Origin of the sequence: Collinsella sp. CLA-ER-H7 (genome assembly GCF_040092345.1) — a bacterium.
Classification (GTDB): Bacteria; Actinomycetota; Coriobacteriia; order Coriobacteriales; family Coriobacteriaceae; genus Collinsella.
In genome coordinates this window covers 125152-142909 of sequence record NZ_JBBNLT010000002.1, presented here as the reverse complement: position 1 = coordinate 142909, position 17758 = coordinate 125152, and the positions used below count along the sequence as shown (strand labels likewise).

The 17758-nt window shown below is 59.9% G+C and carries 15 protein-coding genes and 1 riboswitch; of the genes, 9 read left to right on the top strand and 6 right to left on the bottom strand.

Features of this window, described 5'->3' with window-relative positions:
* Positions 1 to 111: 111 nt before the first annotated feature.
* The 3 genes from AAAX75_RS02015 to AAAX75_RS02005 all read right to left on the bottom strand — a co-directional run bounded on the left by AAAX75_RS02015 (position 112) and on the right by AAAX75_RS02005 (position 3216).
* The gene (locus tag AAAX75_RS02015) at positions 112 to 1245 is read right to left on the bottom strand and encodes a 5-methyltetrahydropteroyltriglutamate--homocysteine S-methyltransferase (protein ID WP_349090919.1); all 1134 of its coding nucleotides are present in this window, start codon (positions 1243 to 1245) and stop codon (positions 112 to 114) included.
* 155 nt (positions 1246 to 1400) lie between these two features.
* Positions 1401 to 2297, bottom strand: coding sequence for a LysR family transcriptional regulator (locus AAAX75_RS02010; RefSeq protein ID WP_253056567.1), 897 nt, complete (start codon positions 2295 to 2297; stop codon positions 1401 to 1403).
* A 10-nt stretch (positions 2298 to 2307) separates the two neighbouring features.
* Complete coding sequence (locus AAAX75_RS02005; protein ID WP_349090918.1) at positions 2308 to 3216, bottom strand: HAD family hydrolase; 909 nt, start codon at positions 3214 to 3216, stop codon at positions 2308 to 2310.
* Positions 3217 to 3309: 93 nt separating this feature from the next.
* Positions 3310 to 3420: riboswitch (TPP riboswitch) on the top strand.
* Between the two features lie 51 nt (positions 3421 to 3471).
* Between AAAX75_RS02005 and thiM the strand changes: the two genes are divergently transcribed.
* From thiM to AAAX75_RS01990, 3 genes are read left to right on the top strand one after another with little or no spacing between them, the layout of a single operon-like run.
* Positions 3472 to 4311, top strand: a complete 840-nt coding sequence (gene thiM, locus AAAX75_RS02000) for a hydroxyethylthiazole kinase (protein WP_349090917.1) — start codon at positions 3472 to 3474, stop codon at positions 4309 to 4311.
* 3 nt (positions 4312 to 4314) lie between these two features.
* Positions 4315 to 4656, top strand: a complete 342-nt coding sequence (locus tag AAAX75_RS01995; protein WP_349090916.1) for a thiamine-binding protein — start codon at positions 4315 to 4317, stop codon at positions 4654 to 4656.
* Positions 4653 to 5348 carry a thiamine phosphate synthase gene (locus AAAX75_RS01990; RefSeq protein ID WP_006234517.1) on the top strand — a complete coding sequence of 232 codons (696 nt, stop codon included), beginning with the start codon at positions 4653 to 4655 and terminating at the stop codon, positions 5346 to 5348. The genes AAAX75_RS01995 and AAAX75_RS01990 overlap by 4 nt, the downstream gene beginning before the upstream one ends.
* Before the next feature lie 112 nt (positions 5349 to 5460).
* Here AAAX75_RS01990 and AAAX75_RS01985 read toward each other — a convergent pair whose 3' ends face one another.
* Positions 5461 to 6330 carry a patatin family protein gene (locus tag AAAX75_RS01985; RefSeq protein WP_349090915.1) on the bottom strand — a complete coding sequence of 290 codons (870 nt, stop codon included), beginning with the start codon at positions 6328 to 6330 and terminating at the stop codon, positions 5461 to 5463.
* 324 nt (positions 6331 to 6654) lie between these two features.
* On the opposite strand from AAAX75_RS01985, the gene AAAX75_RS01980 reads away from it, so the two are divergent.
* From AAAX75_RS01980 to AAAX75_RS01955, 6 genes are all read left to right on the top strand, one after another.
* Complete coding sequence (locus AAAX75_RS01980; protein WP_349090914.1) at positions 6655 to 9372, top strand: EAL domain-containing protein; 2718 nt, start codon at positions 6655 to 6657, stop codon at positions 9370 to 9372.
* Between the two features lie 127 nt (positions 9373 to 9499).
* Positions 9500 to 11029, top strand: coding sequence for a diguanylate cyclase (locus tag AAAX75_RS01975; RefSeq protein ID WP_349090913.1), 1530 nt, complete (start codon positions 9500 to 9502; stop codon positions 11027 to 11029).
* 74 nt (positions 11030 to 11103) lie between these two features.
* On the top strand, positions 11104 to 11727 hold the full coding sequence (locus tag AAAX75_RS01970; RefSeq protein ID WP_349090912.1) for a flavodoxin family protein: 624 nt from the start codon (positions 11104 to 11106) through the stop codon (positions 11725 to 11727).
* Between the two features lie 11 nt (positions 11728 to 11738).
* Positions 11739 to 12080: an ArsC/Spx/MgsR family protein gene (locus tag AAAX75_RS01965; protein WP_349090911.1), complete on the top strand. Its 342-nt coding sequence runs from the start codon at positions 11739 to 11741 to the stop codon at positions 12078 to 12080.
* 86 nt (positions 12081 to 12166) lie between these two features.
* On the top strand, positions 12167 to 13297 hold the full coding sequence (locus AAAX75_RS01960; RefSeq protein ID WP_035137003.1) for a GTP-binding protein: 1131 nt from the start codon (positions 12167 to 12169) through the stop codon (positions 13295 to 13297).
* A gap of 95 nt (positions 13298 to 13392) precedes the next feature.
* Positions 13393 to 13992 carry a tRNA (cytidine(34)-2'-O)-methyltransferase gene (locus tag AAAX75_RS01955; protein ID WP_349090910.1) on the top strand — a complete coding sequence of 200 codons (600 nt, stop codon included), beginning with the start codon at positions 13393 to 13395 and terminating at the stop codon, positions 13990 to 13992.
* A 29-nt stretch (positions 13993 to 14021) separates the two neighbouring features.
* Here the strand turns inward: AAAX75_RS01955 and AAAX75_RS01950 are convergent, their stop codons facing one another.
* Together AAAX75_RS01950 and AAAX75_RS01945 are read right to left on the bottom strand one after the other, a co-directional pair.
* Positions 14022 to 16517: an excinuclease ABC subunit UvrA gene (locus tag AAAX75_RS01950; RefSeq protein WP_349090909.1), complete on the bottom strand. Its 2496-nt coding sequence runs from the start codon at positions 16515 to 16517 to the stop codon at positions 14022 to 14024.
* Positions 16518 to 16527: 10 nt separating this feature from the next.
* Complete coding sequence (locus AAAX75_RS01945; protein WP_349090908.1) at positions 16528 to 17646, bottom strand: ATP-binding protein; 1119 nt, start codon at positions 17644 to 17646, stop codon at positions 16528 to 16530.
* Positions 17647 to 17758: the final 112 nt, after the last annotated feature.

Below are 17758 nucleotides of genomic sequence, written 5' to 3'. Positions count from 1 at the left end.
CGAATGGAAGGGCGATCAGGCATATCGGATAACCTGCCCGAACGATACGATCCGAACCATTGTACGCGATACACTATGCCTCGCACGCGCCGCCACCTGCAAACACTAGCGCTATTTCCAAACGCGCTCGGCAATGCGCTTGACCAGCGCGATCTTTGCCCATTGCTCATCCTCGGTCAGCTTGTTGCCAATCTCGCAGCTGGCAAAGCCGCACTGAGGCGACAGATACAGGTTCTCGAGCGGCACGTACTTTGCGGCTTCACGGATGCGCTCGACGATAACATCCTCGTTCTCGAGCTCTGCCGCCTTGGTGGTTACCAAGCCCAGCACGACCTTCTTGCCCGGGGCAACGTACTTGAGCGGCTCAAAACCGCCGGCGCGCGGCGTATCGAACTCCAGGTAAAATGCATCGACATCCTCGTTTGCGAACAGGTACGGCGCGATGGGGTCATAGCCACCCTCAAAAGCATAGGTGGAGTGGTAGTTGCCGCGGCACACATGCGTGTTGATGACCAGATCGTCGGGCTTGTCCGCGATGGCGGCATTGTTGAGCGCCACGCCCAGCTCGCTTACCTTTTGCAGGTCGACCGGGCTCATGCCGGTTTTGGCGACAAAATCGGTGTCGCAGTAGATGCCCCAGGTGCAGTCATCAAACTGGATGTTGCGGCAGCCTGCTGCGTACAGGTCGGCGATCACCGTGCGATAAGCGGCTGCGATGGCGTCGGCAAGTTCCTCATCGGTCTTATAGACAGCGCGCAGGCTCTCCTGCTGGCCGTCGCAGCGGTCGAGCGTGACTTCGGAGAACGTCTGGATCGGCGCCGGAATGGTTTGCCGCGCGACCTGGCCCTCCCCCTCGAGCGCCTTGACAAATTTAAAGTGCTCGACGAACGGATGGTTCTCGCCGCTAATGGGGCCGGTTACCACGGCGGTGTCGGCTGTGGTCTCCTCGTCGTGGAACATATAACCCGTACGCGAGGCACGGCGTTCAATGCCGTTAAGGCCCCACATAAAATCGAGGTGCCAGTAGCTGCGGCGAAACTCACCATCGGTGATGACCTGCAGGCCGGCGGCCTTCTGCTTTGCCACCAAATCGCGAATGGCATCGTCCTCGACGGCCTTAAGGCCGTCGTCATCAAGCGTGCCCGCGGCGTAGGCGGCACGAGCGTCCTTCACGGCCTGAGGACGAAGAAAACTGCCAACGATATCGGCGCGAAACGGCGCGTTCGGTTGAATCGAAGTGCTCATAGATATCTCCCTTTGAATTGGTTGCTTTACTGGGACAGAGTATGAGCGCTCCTATGGCCATCGTAAAATATGCGTTTATGACAGTTTGATATAGATGCTTCCTATATCAGTCTGGACTGCCATAAAGAGATTTGACCAGCGCGGAGCACAGCAGCCTAGATATGCTGACGAATCGCGTCGATATAGGCCTGCCCATAGCGCGTGAGCGTCGTGTTCTTACGCGTAATAATGCCAATCTCCATGTATTCGTCCACATCGAGCGGAATCGAGATGATGCCGGGGCCGTTGAGCTCGTGACTGATCACGCCCGAACACACCGTGTAACCGTTAAGGCCCATAGCCAGGTTGAACAGCGTCGCACGGTCGCGTACGCGGATATTCTTGCGACGCTCAAAGGTCGAGGTCAGCTCCTCGGAATAGTAAAACGAGTTGTAGCTGCCCTGCTCATAGGACAAAAACGGATAGTCCTCGAGATCCTCGAGTGTCACGCTGGCGTGGTCCGCCAGTGGATGGTCGGCACATACAAAGACATGCGGCGCGGCGCAGAAGAGCCCTTCGAACACAAGCTCGTTGGCCGCCAGCATGCGCTCGATGACCTCGCGATTGTGCTCCGACAGATACAGGATGCCGAGCTCGCTTTTCATATGCGCGACGTCCTCGATAATCTCGTGGGTCTGTTCCTCGCGCAGGGTAAAGTCGTAGCGCGCGGCATCGAACTCACGGATCACATCGACAAACGCATTAACGGCAAAGGAATAATGCTGGCAGCTCACACTAAAGTGCGGCACCTGCTCGGACGCGCCCTTGTACTTGCCTTCGAGCAGATCGGCCTGGTCGAGCACCTGTCGTGCGTAGCCCAAGAAGGTCTCGCCCTCCTCGGACACAATGACGCCCTTGTTGGTGCGCTCAAAGATGTGCACGCCCATCTCGTTTTCGAGATCGCGAATCGATGCGGTAATCGAAGGCTGCGACACAAAGAGCCGGCGCGAGGCCTCGGTGATGCTACCGCATTCGGCAACTTTGACGACATATCTGAGCTGCTGGAGCTTCATAGCCTTCTCCCTAGACGTTCATGATGCCAAGACCCGCCGCGTCCATCTGGCGCATAAACGGCGGCATCTCCCCCGTCGCGGCGCAGGCGGCAATCTGATGCAGAGCCCCGGCGACCGCATCATCTGCCGCGGCGCCGATATGCCAGCGCGCGGCAGCCGTGACGGCCTCATTGGCATTGGCGACTGCAACGGAGTTGGGAACGGCATCGATCATGGGCAGATCGTTATCGGAATCGCCAAATACGGCCACCTCGTCGGGCGTCAGGCCCAAGGCGCGCGCCAGCTCCAGCGCAGCGCAGCCCTTGTCCCAACCATCCGGAAGGATGTCGAACAGGCGCACTCGGTTGTTGGGAAACACAAGCGAGAGTTCCGGCACCTCAACGGCAACGCGCTCGCGTAGCTCCGCGAGCTCCTCACGCGAACGGGCACTCCAGATATTCGCCTTAAACACCGGCGCGCCATCGACGACGGGACGACACGGGGCCTCTTCGCCTTTGAGCCACGCATTGCCGCCCGACTCCATAGCGCGACGCACACGCTCGGGATTGCTCGTCACGCAATAGGCATCGTTGCCCCAAAAGTCATCGCCCAGGCTGTAGACTTTTAGAAATGTATCGTCGGTCTCTTGCTCCAGATAGTCAGCCAAACGCATCAGAGCATCGTTGTCGATTGCGCGCGAAGCGACTACTTCGCCGTCGACAAACATCACCTGGCCGTTACAGAACGCACCGGTCGAAAAACACTCGGAACGGTTTTTGAACATCCAGCCCATCGCGGACGGCTGACGACCCGAAACCGGCCCAAAGTGCAGACCCGCCGCCTGCATGGCATGAATACCCTCAATGGCGTAGTCGCTGGCGCCGTCATGCCCGGCTGGAATCAGTGTATCGTCCATATCGGTCAGCACAAGTTTAATCATAAGGCCCCCATTCGTATCGGTCCTACCTATTGTAACGACCTGCCAAAATAAACCTGTCCCTTTTTGGCAGGTGCGCTAGTATAGGGAACAACAGATTCGATGCGGGAGTGCCGGCGGTGCAAACCACAAGGCTGAGAGGGCATGGGGCCCAATCCTTTGAACCTGTCAGTTAATGCTGGCGTAGGGAGCATGCCGCCTTTACAGGGGCGCTGTCTATGCACAGCGCCCCTTTTCTATGCCAAGGAGGCATGTGCAGTGATTGATTCGGAACAGCTTAAGCAACATATGGTCAAGGCCGTAGAGGAAATTCGCGCCACCAATCCGATGGCCGGCTCCATCACCAACACGGTGACGATCGACTTTGTCGCCAACGCACAGCTCGCCGTGGGCGGATCGGCCGCCATGGTCTATCTGCCCGACGAGGGCGAAGCGCTCGTTGCCGGCGGCGGCGCCATCTATCTCAACATGGGCACGCTCTTCCCTATCTACGAGCAGACGATTCCCCGCGCGGCGAAGGCGGCACACGACGCCGGCAAGCCCTGGGTGCTCGATCCGGTGGGCCTGGGTATCGGCAGCCTGCGCACCCAGCTGGTAAACGAGCTCAAGCAGTACAAGCCCGCCATCGTGCGCGGCAACGCCTCCGAGATTATCGCGCTCGCCGGCCTGTGGGGTCTTGAGGGCGAGACGGCCGATCTGAGCCGCGTGCGCGGTGTCGATACCACCGACACGGTCGACGCCGCCCGTGGTGCCGCCGTGGAGCTCGCCCGCTACACCGGCGGCGCCGTAGTGGTCTCGGGCGAAGTCGACCTGATTACCGACGGCACGACCGTGGCCAAGTCCCACGGCGGCAGCCCGCTCATGTCCAAGATCACCGGCTGCGGCTGCTCGCAGGGCGGCGTGCTGGCCGTGTACGCCTGCGCCGCCGACCCGTTTACGGCAGCCGTCTGCGGCACCGCCGTCTACAACGTGGCCGGCACGCGTGCCGCCGCTGTCGCCGACGCCCCGGCAAGCTTTAAGGTCGCCTTTATCGATGAGCTCTACCGCGCGACCGCCCAGGACATCGCCGATAACCAACTCGAGCTCGAGGAGGCATAAGCCATGTCCGAGCCCGTAACCAATGCCGGCATGAACACGCTCGTCGCCGTGGCCATCGCCCCGTGCGGCACCGGCGACGAGCTGTCCGCCGAGGTCGCTGAGGTCGTGCGCGTCATACGCGAGAGCGGCCTTCCCAACCGCACCACCTCGATGTTCACCGAGATCGAGGGCGACTGGGACGAGGTCATGCAGGTCGTGCGCGACGCAACCTTTGTGTTGGCGAGCAAGGGCATCCGCACCGAAGTCGTGCTCAAAGCCGATATCCGGCCCGGATTTACCGACACCATGACCGGCAAGCTCGAGCGCATGGAAGCACAGATCAAGAAGCAGGAGGAAACACGATGAGCATCCGCGACAACCTTGATATCTCGGCCTATCTGGTACTCGGCCCCGAAAACACGCTCGGGCGCCCCGTGGGCGATGTGGTGGCCCAGGCGCTCGACGCCGGCTTTACCTGCATCCAGGTGCGCTCCAAGGTGGCAAGCGCCCGCGAGATCATTGCGCTGACCGGCGACGCCGCGCAGGCAATCGCTCAGGCCGGCAAGACCGGTCAGGTCGCCTTGCTGATCGACGACCGTCTGGACTGTGTGCTTGCCGCACGCGAGCAGGGTATTGCTGTCGACGGCGTGCACGTGGGCCAAAGCGATATTCCCGTCGAGGTCTGTCGCAAGTTGCTGGGCCCCGACGCCATCGTGGGCCTTTCGGCCCGTTGCGAGGAGATGCTCGAGTACGTCAAGACCGCCGACATGAGCCTAGTCGACTACCTGGGCATCGGCCCACTCCACGAGACCGAGACCAAGCGCGACTGCGGACGCGCGGCCGACGGCTCTATCATCACCAAGAGCTTTGAGGACCTGGCCGCACTCCACGCGGCAAGCCCCGTGCCCATCGTGGTGGGCGGCGGCGTCAAGACGGCCGACCTGCCGCAGCTCAAGGCCACCGGCGTCGACGGCTTCTTTGTGGTGAGTGCCGTCTGCAGCGCCGATGACCCCTACGCCGCGGCCAAGGAGCTCGTCGACACTTGGCAGCAGGCATAGGCATAAGCCGAGCAGCTGATCCGCAGCCTCACATCTTCAGCAATGGAAAGCGCATCCCAGTTTGGACCTCCATTCCGGGATGCGCTTTCCGCCGAGATGGCGGCAGCGGCCTCTACCCTGCCAGATATGTCTCCAGTGCCGGCAAGGTCGCCTCAGCATCGCGACGACCAATCTGATAGATGCGCTCGAGCTCATCGGGCTCCCGGCACAGCGACGGCACTTTCACCGATTCGCTCGGACGCACCACAAAGATATCGCCGGCGGCCTCACGACGTGCCAAATCATCGAGCTTGGCATTGTAGACCTCATGCCGATGCTCGAGCGCTGCGACAAACTCCGGATAGTGATGGAACACGCGACGCAGCATGGGCATCACGCTGTTGGGCTGCTTCACAAAGCCCGCCGGCTGCGTGAGCACCACGATATTGCGGTCATACCCCTGCGCAAACAGCCATGCACTGGGAATAGAATCAGCAACGCCACCATCCAGATACTTATGCCCGTCAATAGCAACGGGACGCGTCGCCACAGGAATAGCAGACGACGCCCGGATCCACTCGATATCGTGCTCATCGCCATAGGGCAGGTCGTGGTAGACGGCCTTGCCCGTCTCGATATCGGTACACACGCACGTAAACCGCATGGGGCAGGCGCGATATGTCTCCAAATCGATGGGATCGCGCTCGATGGGCACCTCGTGATAGGCAAAATCGGCATTGAACATATCGCCAGTCCGCAGCCAGCTTGCTACACCCGCATAGCGCTTATCGGCACAATAGGCCTTGTTATAGCGAATGGCGCGGCCGATCTGGCGCGATTTAAAGTTGTAGCCAAACGCCGCGCCCGCCGAGACACCCACCATATGGTCGCAAGTTAAGCCGTGCTCCATCCAAACGTCGAGCACGCCCGCCGTATACATACCGCGGTAGCCGCCTCCCTCGAGTGCCAGCCCCACCGTGCGCGTCGTATTTGACTGTGCCATGCGACCATCTCCGTCCCCACAAATTCAAACGGGACAAGTATACCCGTCAACATATATCGTCCCAGTCGCATTTTTATCGAACATCGCATCGTCGCGCTACCGCTTGTCGAACAATAGCCGCCCACAGCATGTGCACCCATATATAATTGTGCACTGCTGTTTACACTACTCAGCTGTTATCAACAGCGAACATTAGCCGGCAAATTAACTCAACAACGCGGCAAGGCGGGGGCCTGGATACATGCAAAGCGCTGAGCAACGACGCGTGTACACAACGAGCTCGCCCGACGCAATCCGCCCCGACCTCAGAAAGCCACTTAGAACATGGAAACTGTCAGCAATTACACCGAAACGCTCGAAAAGACCGTCCGCGACCTTCTCGAGCGGCAGGAGGATCTGATCAGGACCGCCTTTACCGACCAGCTTACCGGGCTTGGCAACCGTGGCGGCTTTGCCCGTTCCCTCGAGGAGCTCTGGGAGCAGGACGCCCCCGTTACCATGGCGTTCATCGATATCGACAATCTCAAGCACTGCAACGACGTCTTTGGACATGACGAGGGCAACCGCTATATCTTGCAGGTAAGTCTCTATCTTAATCTGTATATGAAGGTGGGCGAAGCGGCGTTTCGCATAGGCGGCGACGAGTTTGCCATCCTATCTACGATTGCAACCGAGGACGACCTCGCCGAACGTCTGAAACACTGCCGAACGGTTCTGCTCAAAAACAACGATTCCGAGATGCCCCACTCGTTTAGCTACGGAGTGTCACATGCCGACCCCGCCCTGGGCGAAGCTTCCAATCGCATGACGCTCGATGCCGACCATCGCATGTACGACTACAAGCTACGTCATGCCATGCACCTCGATCGACGCAATATCACGCAAGTTCACGCCGACGACTTCGAAATAAGCGATCGAATTTTTGACGCCTTTTCGATGCTCAATGAGGGCCGATATTTCTTTATCGAGAACTTGGACAAACATCGCACCCTTTGGTCACAAGGTGCCTTGCGCGATCTTGGCCTTCCCTCGGAGCACATAGACAACTGTCGCGATTACTGGAAAACGCGCGTCCATCCCGACGACCTTGAGGCCTGCATCAACGACATCGACCAAGTCTACAACGGCACCAAGCACCGTCGCGTCATGCAGTATCGTGTGCGCAACGCCGTCGGCGACTACGTCCTTTGCCGTGCTCGCGGGTTTCGTATCGACGGCGACGGAAATGTCCCCCCGCTCTATGTCGGCGAGCTCGTCAACCACTCACTTGCCGAAACCGTCGACGCCGCCACAGGCCTCGGAACGCAGCGCATGCTGGCCAACGCCATCGACGCCTGCCGCCGCGATCGTTGCGAGACAGGGCTTATAGCGGTGCGCGTTCGTGGCACGACAAAGCTCAACGAGCTCTACGGGGCCGAGGCCGTCGACAACATGCTTGCCGAATACGCAGGCCGTATGCTGTCGATCACTCGCGGCAGGAGCCGGGTCTACCGTTCACGAAGCGTTCAGTTCGTCGTGCTCAGCAACGACCTAGACCACGAGGCATTCGAGCAACTGACCCGCCACCTTAAAGAGGCCGTTTTCGCTCCTGTTCGAATCGCAGGCGACACCATTACTCCCGTCTGCCTTGTCGTCCCGGCCTTTTACGAGCACTTAACCCATCAAGCGACCGCCGTTTTAGGCGAACTCAACCGTCGCCTTCGCACGGCCGGCGGGCTTGTTCCCAACGACAGCCTCCCCATACCCGAGGCTGAGCGCAAAAGCGCCATCGCCGAACGTATCGACTCGCTCACGGGTCTCTATCGACCCAGCGAGTTTATGCGGCGCGCCAACGCATTTCTCGAGGCAAGACGCGACGGCGCCTGGTGCATCGCCACGGTCGACATGGGCCACATGCGCCTGTTTAACGAATGGTATGGACAGGCCGAAGGCGACCGCCTGCTTGCCGATGTGGGCACGGTCCTCAAGGACATCGAGAATGCCGACATGGGCGTCGCAGGGTACTGGGGCCAAGATGACTTTTGCGTACTCATCCCCTTTAAGCACATCGCCGTCCATCAAATCTACAACCGCGTTCGCGAGGCAGTAGCCAGGTATGATGGCGGCGTAGGTTTTTGGCCGTCCATGGGCGTTTACCCCATCGATTCCAATGAGGAGATCACCATCGATGCGCAGGCAAAGGCCATGTTTACCAATCGGTGCGCAAAAAACGACTTTAAGGAGCGCATTGCCATTTTTTGCCCCGAGGAGTACAAGCGCGAAATCGTGTTCAACCGCACGCTGACCGAATTCCAGTACGCGCTGTCAAATGGTCGCATCACGTACTATCTTCAGCCCCAGGTCGATATGGAAACCGGCGAGATTATTGGCGCCGAAGCACTCACCCGCTGGATTGACAAGAACGGCTCTCTCATTTCGCCCGCAACGTTTATCCCCGCACTCGAGGAAAGCGGCTTTGTAGTGACGCTCGACAAATATGTTTGGCAGGGCGTCGCCATGTGGCTCCGCGAGCGCCTCAATCGAGGACTTCGCGTGGTTCCGATTTCCCTCAATGTGTCGCGCGTAGACATTCTTGCCTGCGATGTCGCCGAGCATATGGGGTCGCTCGCCGCCCAGTACAACCTGCCGCCCGAACTCATGCACATCGAGATCACCGAGACCGCCTATACCGGAGAGTCCGAGGCCGTGGATAAGCTGACCGCGGATCTGCACACCCGTGGCTTCTCGACCTACATGGACGATTTTGGCACCGGCCAGTCCACGCTCGCGATGCTCAAGAACGTCAACGTCGACGTCATCAAGCTCGACCGCACCTTTGTGCCCACCGACCGCGATCAAGGCCGCAGCACGCAAATCATTTCATCGATGCTCGAAATGGCGCAGTCGCTCCATCTGCCCGTCGTGGTCGAAGGCGTCGAGACAAATGAGCAGGCGAACATGCTACGACAAATGGGCGCCCGCTACGCTCAGGGCTTCCTCTACTACCGCCCCATGCAGGCGAAGGATTTTGAGGCATTGCTCGATGGCGGCAATAACAACTGATACGCTCGCGCGCAAAACGCCACCGTCGAAGGGGATATTTGTCTCCATTAGCTAACTTATATCCCCAATTCAAACCGAATTGGGGATATGATACAAACCGTTGTTCCGCCCAAGGAGGTTATCCATCATGAACGAGTCGTATCGCCTGGGCGAGCAATCGATTATTGCCTATCTTCAGCGACTTGCGAACGGCGTCTCGACCGCCGAACTCGATGTTGCTGCGCTGCCTGCTGGGCTACGCGCCGTTGGCGAGCAACTGCAAAAGACGCATGCCATCCTGCAACAAGAGCGCCAGCTGCTTGAGCGCAACGCCTATATCGATCCGCTCACCAACTTGGGCAACCGCAACGGATTCGACCGTCACGTCGAGCAACTCTGGCGCAAAGGCGACCCCTTCACCTGCGCCTATATTGACATCGACCATCTCAAGCATTGCAATGATAGGTTTGGCCACGCCGAAGGCAATCGCTATATTCTGAGCATCTGCCGCACGCTCTCCGAAACCATGGAGCACGATGAGATGCTGTTCCGCATCGGTGGAGACGAGTTTGTGCTTATCTCGCCCTCCGCAAACGAGACTGAACTCGAGCAGCGCTTGGAGCAGGTACGTGCCGGGCTGATCGAGGCGAGCTCAGGCGGCAAGGCGCCCATGATCGGCAGCTTTAGCTTTGGCTGCTCGCGCGTCGATCCACTTGCTGGCGACACGCGTCGCCAGATGACGATGGATGCCGATCGCAAGATGTATCGCTATAAGCTTATGCATCGTGTGCAGCAACCGAAAGACGATGACGCCCCGCAACGCCCAATCGTCGATCAGCTTCCCTGCAACGACCGCGTATTCCAAGCGATCTCCATGAGCTCCGAGACGCGCTATCCGTTCATCCTTAACCTCGATACGGGCGAATCGCAATGGTCGGTTAACGCCGTGCGCGATTTTGACCTGCCCTCCCAGCACCCTTTTAACTCACTCGACATGTGGCTCGCCCGCGTTCATCCCGAGGACCGCGACAACGTACGCGCCGAGCTCGACATGGTGATAAACGGCACGTGGCACTTCCACTACATGCAGTATCGCGTAATGGATGCCACCGGAAAATACGTGCTTTGCGATTGCACAGGCTACCGCTTGGACGGCACCGATACCGAGCCCAGCATGTATGTGGGCATTATCGTCAACCGAAGCCTAGCGGATACGACCGATTCCGTAACCGGTCTGGGCGATATTCACGCCCTGGTCAACGCCATTGGCGAAATGCGTCGCGTGGCGCGCGAGGCAGGCTTTATTGCCATTAAGGTCGACGATATCGCCGAGGTCAATGCCCGCTTTGGATTCGATGCAGGCGACCGCGTGCTCGCCGAAAGCGCCGCCTGCCTTATGGAATGTTCGCGCGGCAAGGGTCGCCTGTTCCGCTCGACGGGGCCGACATTCGTGGCGCTTTTCGATGACTTTAATCCCGAAGAGACCGACGCGATCGCAGACGAAATCGAGCGGTTCCTGGGTTCTCCCGTGCTCATCGGCTCGCTTGAATATCAGCCACCCATTCGTGTGGCGACGCTTCATCTGGACGCCGTCGACCGTCAGCCCGTTTCCATTTTGAACGAGCTCAAAGCGTTGCTCGGGAAAGCCGTGCAGGTGCCAGGTACCAAACTGGATTAGCACCGCGCCCGCACCGCCTTCCCCATCGTGCGATAATCCTCTGCAGAAGTCACCAAAAGCAGAGGGAGTTTGTGATGAAGGTTCTTTTGGTCAATGGTAGCCCCAAGGCAAACGGCAACACCGCCCGCGCACTCGCCGAAGTCGCCGAGCAGCTCATTGCCGAAGGCATTGATACCGAGGTGTTTCAGCTGGGCGCCAAGCCCATTCGCGATTGCATCGGTTGCGGCCAGTGCGGCAAGCTCGGCGGTCGCTGCACCTTTGACGACGACGTGGTGAACGAGCTCATCGCTGCCGCCGAGCAGGCAGATGGCTTTGTCTTTGGCTCGCCTGTCTACTACGCGCACCCCAGCGGCCGCATTCTTTCGGCCCTCGATCGCGCCTTCTATGCCGGCAGCAAGGCCTTTGCGCACAAGCCAGGCGCTGCCATCGCCGTCGCCCGTCGCGGCGGCACGTCGACCACCTTCGATGTGCTCAATAAGTACTTCACCATCAACCAGATGCCCGTGGTTGCCTCCACGTACTGGAACAACGTGTTTGGCTGCGTGCCCGGCGACGCCGACGGAGATGCCGAGGGCCTGGCCACTATGCGAAACATCAGCAAGAACATGACCTGGCTCCTTCGTTGCATCGAGGCAGGACAGGCCGCCGGCATCAACGCGCCCGAAGCCGATCGCGAGCGCACCAACTTCATCAGGTAGAACGGCGGAACATGAATATCCAGATTTTTGGCACCAAAAAGTCTTTCGATACCAAGAAGGCTCAGCGTTATTTTAAGGAGCGCCGCATTAAGGTGCAGTTTATCGACCTTAAGGAAAAGGAGATGAGCAAGGGCGAGCTCACGAGCGTGATGCAGGCGGTCGGCGGCATGGACAAGCTGCTCAACCCCAAGGCTAAGGACGAGGAGACGCTCGCGCTCATCCAGCACCTCACCCCCAGCCAGCGCTTCGACAAGTTGCTCGAGAACCAGCAGGTTCTAGCCGAGCCCATCGTGCGTAACGGCAAAAAGGCCACCGTCGGTTATTGCCCCGATGTATGGGGAGCCTGGGAGTAGCCTGTGTTATTTGCCAGCGCGTGGGTATAAGAGCAGGCGTTTGGCATATGATTCAACTGTAAGCCATGTCTAACAAAGGAGGGCACATGCCCAACAAACCCGTGAAAATCATCATGCTTACCGGATACCTCGGTGCCGGCAAGACCACGCTGCTCAACCACATCCTCGCTAACGATGGCGGTATCCGCGCCGCCGTAATCGTCAACGATATCGGCGAGATCAACGTCGATGCCAGCCTCATCGCCGACGGCGGCCTTTCCGAGACCGACGACCTCATCCCGCTCACCAACGGCTGCATCTGCTGTACGCTTTCGGATGACCTGGCCAACCAGCTGCAGGGCATCGCCGATTCGGGCAACTTCGATTACATCATCATCGAGGCCTCAGGCATTTGCGAGCCCATCCCCATCGCCTACACCATCTCGAGCTTCTGCGACGAGGCCAAGGTGGGCGGCGAGCCTAAGCTCGCGCTCGACAACATCGTGGCCGTGGTCGACTGTGCCCGCATGTACGACGAGTTCAACGGCGGTCGCGACCTGCTGGCTGAGGATATCGACGAGGACGACATCGAGAGCCTGCTCATCCAGCAGATCGAGTTCTGCTCCACGCTAATCCTCAACAAGACCGATACCGTGAGCCCTGAGCAGATCGCCGAGCTCAAGGCCATCGTGCGCAGCCTGCAGAAGGACGCCGTGATCGTCGAGGCCCAAAACGGAGAGGTTCCTATGGAGGAGCTGCTCGACACCGACCGCTTTGACTTTATGCGCGCCTACAACTCCGCCGCCTGGATCGAGGCCATGGAGCATCCCGAGGAGCACGATGACCCCGAGGTGCTCGAGTACGACATCGAGACCTTTGTGTACTCGCGCCGCAAGCCGTTTGACCTGCAGAAGTTCACCGATTTTGTTGAGCAGGAGTGGCCCGACGAGGTCATCCGCGTCAAGGGCCCGCTGTGGCAGACCGGCGATCCGGACATGTGCTACATGTTCGAGCAGGCCGGCCACCAGATGCGCCTGATGGAGAACGGCCTGTTTGTCGACTCGGCGCCCGAGGGCGAGAAGCAGAAGATCATCGACGAGAACCCCGAAATCATGCAGATTTGGGACGACGAGACGGGCGACCGCATGACGAGCCTGTGCATCATCGGCCGTCACATGGACAAGGATGCGCTCATCGCCTCCCTCGATGCCTGCCTGACCGACTGGCACCGCGCCTAGGTTTATCCAAGCGGGTATTTTTCCGCCTACGTAACCGCCAAACCACCACGAAGGTGCCCTTCGTGGTGGTTTTTCGTTCTGAGCCAAGGAGATTCATGTTCAACATTGTGCTGTATGCGCCCGAGATTCCGGCCAATACGGGCAATATCGGCCGCACCTGCGTGGTCACCGGCGCCCGCCTGCATCTGGTGGAGCCGCTGGGGTTTTCGCTCGATGACAAGACGGTACGTCGCGCCGGCCTGGGCTACTGGCAAAACTTGGACGTGACGACCTATGCCGGCTGGGAGGATTTCCTTGCGCGCAACGGCCTCTCCCCTGCCGACGAGCGCCTGCATCTGCTGACCAAAAAGGCACGCCGCACCTATGCGCAGAGTACCTACCGCGATGGAGACTACTTGGTCTTTGGCAGCGAGAGCTCGGGCATTCCCGAGCCACTGCTTGCCGCGGCGTCCGAGCGCTGCGAGCGCATCCCGATGCTGCGCGATTGTGACTCACTCGATAACGCCGAGGCCTGGGAAGCCCACGAGGAATCGCTGGGACATACCGAGGACGGCCACGAGGTCATCCTTCAACAGGACATCTGCGGCAACTTCGTCAATCCCGACGACTACCGCATCAGCGCACTCAACCTCTCCAACAGCGCCGCCATCGTCCTCTACGAAGCCCTGCGCCAGGCAAGCTTTCCGGGAATGTGACAAAGGGACTATCCTTTTGTCACTTTCAATTACAAATAGCGGCCGGTGATGCTTGCGGGGCAGGCCGCGATGTCGCTCGGCGTGCCGGCGCAGACGATTTGCCCGCCCGCATCGCCACCGCCTGGGCCCATGTCGATCACATAATCGGCGTTACGGATAAGGTCGAGATCGTGTTCGATCACGATAACCGTGGCGCCCTTGGCAACGAGGCCATCGAACACACTCAACAACACCTGAACATCGAGCGGATGTAGGCCGATCGTGGGCTCGTCGAACACGAATACGGCATCGTCCTGCACACGGCCCATCTCGCTCGCAAGCTTTAGACGCTGCGCCTCGCCGCCCGAGAGCGCCGGCGTGGGCTCACCGAGCGTGAGATAGCCCAAGCCCAGGTCGCGCAAGGTCTGCAAGCGCGTCTGAACCTTCTTGAGTCCCAGTGTGGCGTCGATGGCCTCGTCCACACTCATGTCCATGAGCTGCGGCAACGTAAGCAGACTCCCGTCCTTGCCCTCGCGATGGATACGCGAAGCCGCGTCTGCATAACGCGAGCCGCGACATGCCGGGCAGACGATCTCGACATCGGGCAAAAACTGCACGTCGAGCGATATCGAGCCCGTGCCATCGCACGTAGGGCAGCGCAAGGCGCCGGTGTTGTAGCTAAAGGCACCCGCCTTGTAGCCGGCCGCCTTGGCCTCGGGCGTACGGGCAAAGGCGCGGCGCAGCTCATCATGGATGTCGGCATAGGTCGCTACCGTCGAGCGCACGTTGGCGCCGATGGGCGTAGCGTCAATCAGGTTTGCGCGGGCAATACCCTCGGCATCGACCCAACGCACGTGCCCCGGCAGGCGCTCGCCAGCTGCCTGCGCCTTGAGTGCCGGGATGAGCGTCTCGAGCACCAACGTCGTCTTGCCCGAACCCGAAACACCCGTAACCGCAACCAAGCGACCGCGCGGGATATCGACTTCGAGCGGCTTGACGGTATGGATGGCATCGGTCGCCATGCGGATATGGCCCTGGTCGAACATTTCCTCGTCAGTCACCTGCGGACGCAAGCGCTTGGACTCTGCGCGCAAAAACGGGGCGATGCGGCTGCCCTGCGATTGCTCGACCTCGTCTACCGTACCTGCAGCGATCACGTTACCGCCGCCTGCTCCGGCAACGGGGCCCATCTCGACCAGGTAGTCGGCTTCCGCCAGTACGCGCGTATCGTGGTCGACAACAACCACCGTGTTGCCGTCGTCCACCAGATCGCGCATCACGCCCACCAAGCCGTCGACATTGGCAGGATGCAAGCCAATCGAGGGCTCGTCCAGCACATAAAGCACGCCCGTCGATCGGTTGCGCACCACGCGGGCGAGCTGAACGCGCTGGCGCTCACCCGTGGAGAGCGTGGCACCGGCGCGATCGAGTGAAAGGTAATCGAGGCCCAGATCGACCAGACGACGGGCCGCGCTCAAAAACGAATCGCAGATATCCGTCGCCATGGGCCGCATCTCGGGCGGCAAGGATGCGGGCACTCCGCGCACCCACTCAATCGCCTCGCCCAGCGTCATGGCTGCGGCCTGCGCCAGATTGATACCGCACACCTGGGGCTGGCGCGCAGCCTCGGAGAGACGCGTGCCACCACAGTCACGGCATGGACCCTCGCGCAAAAAGCGCGCAACGCGTTTGAGGCCCTTGTCGTCCTTAACCTTGGCGAGCGCATTCTCAACGGTATAGACGGCGTTGTAATAGGTAAAGTCGAGAGGCGTGGCGCCCTCGCCGTTTTTGGGAACGTAGAGAATGCGCTTCTTAACCGCCGGGCCGTGGAACACGATATCGCGCTCTTGAGGTGTGAGTTGGCTAAACGGCACGTCGGTGCGTACGCCCATCTCGCCTGCCACCTGCTTCATCAGATCCCACATGAGCGTGCCCCAGGGAAGGACTGCGCCCTCGTTGATGGTCTTTGACTCATCTGGCACCAGGCTCGCCTCGTCCACCTCGCGCATGACACCGGTGCCGCCACAGGTGGGGCATGCGCCGCCGCTATTGAAAGCCAAATCCTCGGCACTCGGCGCGTAGAACTCGCGGCCGCATGTCGGACACGTGAGCGACAGGCCCGCAGCTACGTTAAGGCTCGGCTCCACACGCGCCCCGCAATGCGGGCACACGTGATGGGCGCAACGGCTAAAGAGCAGACGCAGGCTGTTGTTGAGCTCGGTCATGGTACCAAAGGTCGAGCGCACGCCCGGCACGCTCGGACGCTGGTGCAGCGCGAGCGCCGCCGGCACGTGCAGTACCTCGTCCACCTGGGCGTGTTCGGCCTGCGTCAGGCGACGTCGAGTATAGGTGCTAAGTGCTTCCAAGTAGCGACGCGAGCCCTCGGCATAAAGAACCCCCAGTGCCAGCGAACTCTTGCCCGAACCCGACACGCCGGCAATACCCACGAGCTTTCCCAGCGGGATATCAATATCGATGTCCTTAAGGTTATGGACACGCGCGCCACGCACCTCGATAGCCTGCGGGCTCATCTTCTGTTCCGTCACCTTTATCACCCTACTCATGCCATAAAACTCGATCGCGAATGTACTCGCCCAGCATGGGCACGGTAAACCGGACGAGACCGTATCCGGCAGCCTCGATGACGCGCTCGCGAATCAGGCTTGCGCGATATTTGCTCGCCCAACTCTGAGTACGGTCGCAGCGCTCAATGATATCCGCCATACGCGTCGGTTTACCCTCGTCAACCGCCATGGCCTCGATAAAGAGGCGTTGCGGGCTGCGCAATCCATAATACAGGGGCGCGTCGACCGCTTCGTAGAACTCGGAGACGGCATCCGCATGGCCATCCTCGACATCGCACCTTTCAATGACCTGCGAGTTGCGTCGGACAGCAGAGCGCCACATGTAATAGCCCACCAGCTGAACCATATAGGGATGCCCCATGCTCTTGCGTGCCGCAAGGTCCGCCGTCTCCGCGTCAACGTAAAGACCAGCGTCTTTGACCGTCTGGATATATGAATCGCGCACCTTGGGCAAAGAAATCGCCCCCAGCGTACGCTGCTGGGCACGGCGCAAAAACGTCACGCTCGGCTCTTCGAGCAAGTCATCAATCATACTGGGCAATCCAGCGAACACCAGCGCAAGACCGCGCTGGTCGCTATCGGGCAATCCCGTAGCATCCTGATCTCCGAGCACTTGCTGATAGAGAACGGCAAGAGCCGCCAGCTCCTCGATGGACGCAGACTGCGCCTCGTCAATCGCAAACAGTATGCCCTTTCCCGGCCCGAGTTTCTTGAGGCGTTCGTTGACTAACCCGCGCAACGTCTCGCCTTTTGCCCGCGCCGCCTCGACCGACATCCGGCCAAATGACGGCCCAAACCCCATTGACGTCACAACGGGTTTATTCGAGCGAAGCGCGTCGGTCAATCGGTCGCATAAGCCAAGCGAAGCGGAATCGGAGACAACCGCCCATCCGCGCTCGCTGGCTAAACGCTGCAGCTCCCGCAGGAGAACCGTTTTGCCACAGCCGCGGTTTCCCGTAATGAGCATGAGCCTGCCCGGCACTCCGGCGCCGTTGTCGAGTCCTTCCTCAAAATCTTCGATGACCGACTCTCGACCGATGAGCATCGGAGGCCGCTTGCCTGCCGTTGGCTTAAAGGGATTTGGATTCATGTCGGCCTCCTCGGATCGGTAAACCCTGGTAACAGTTATACCAACTTATACCGAGTTATACCATCAGCAGGTGACAAAGGGACTGTCCCTCTTGCAGCGTCGGCGCCAAAAT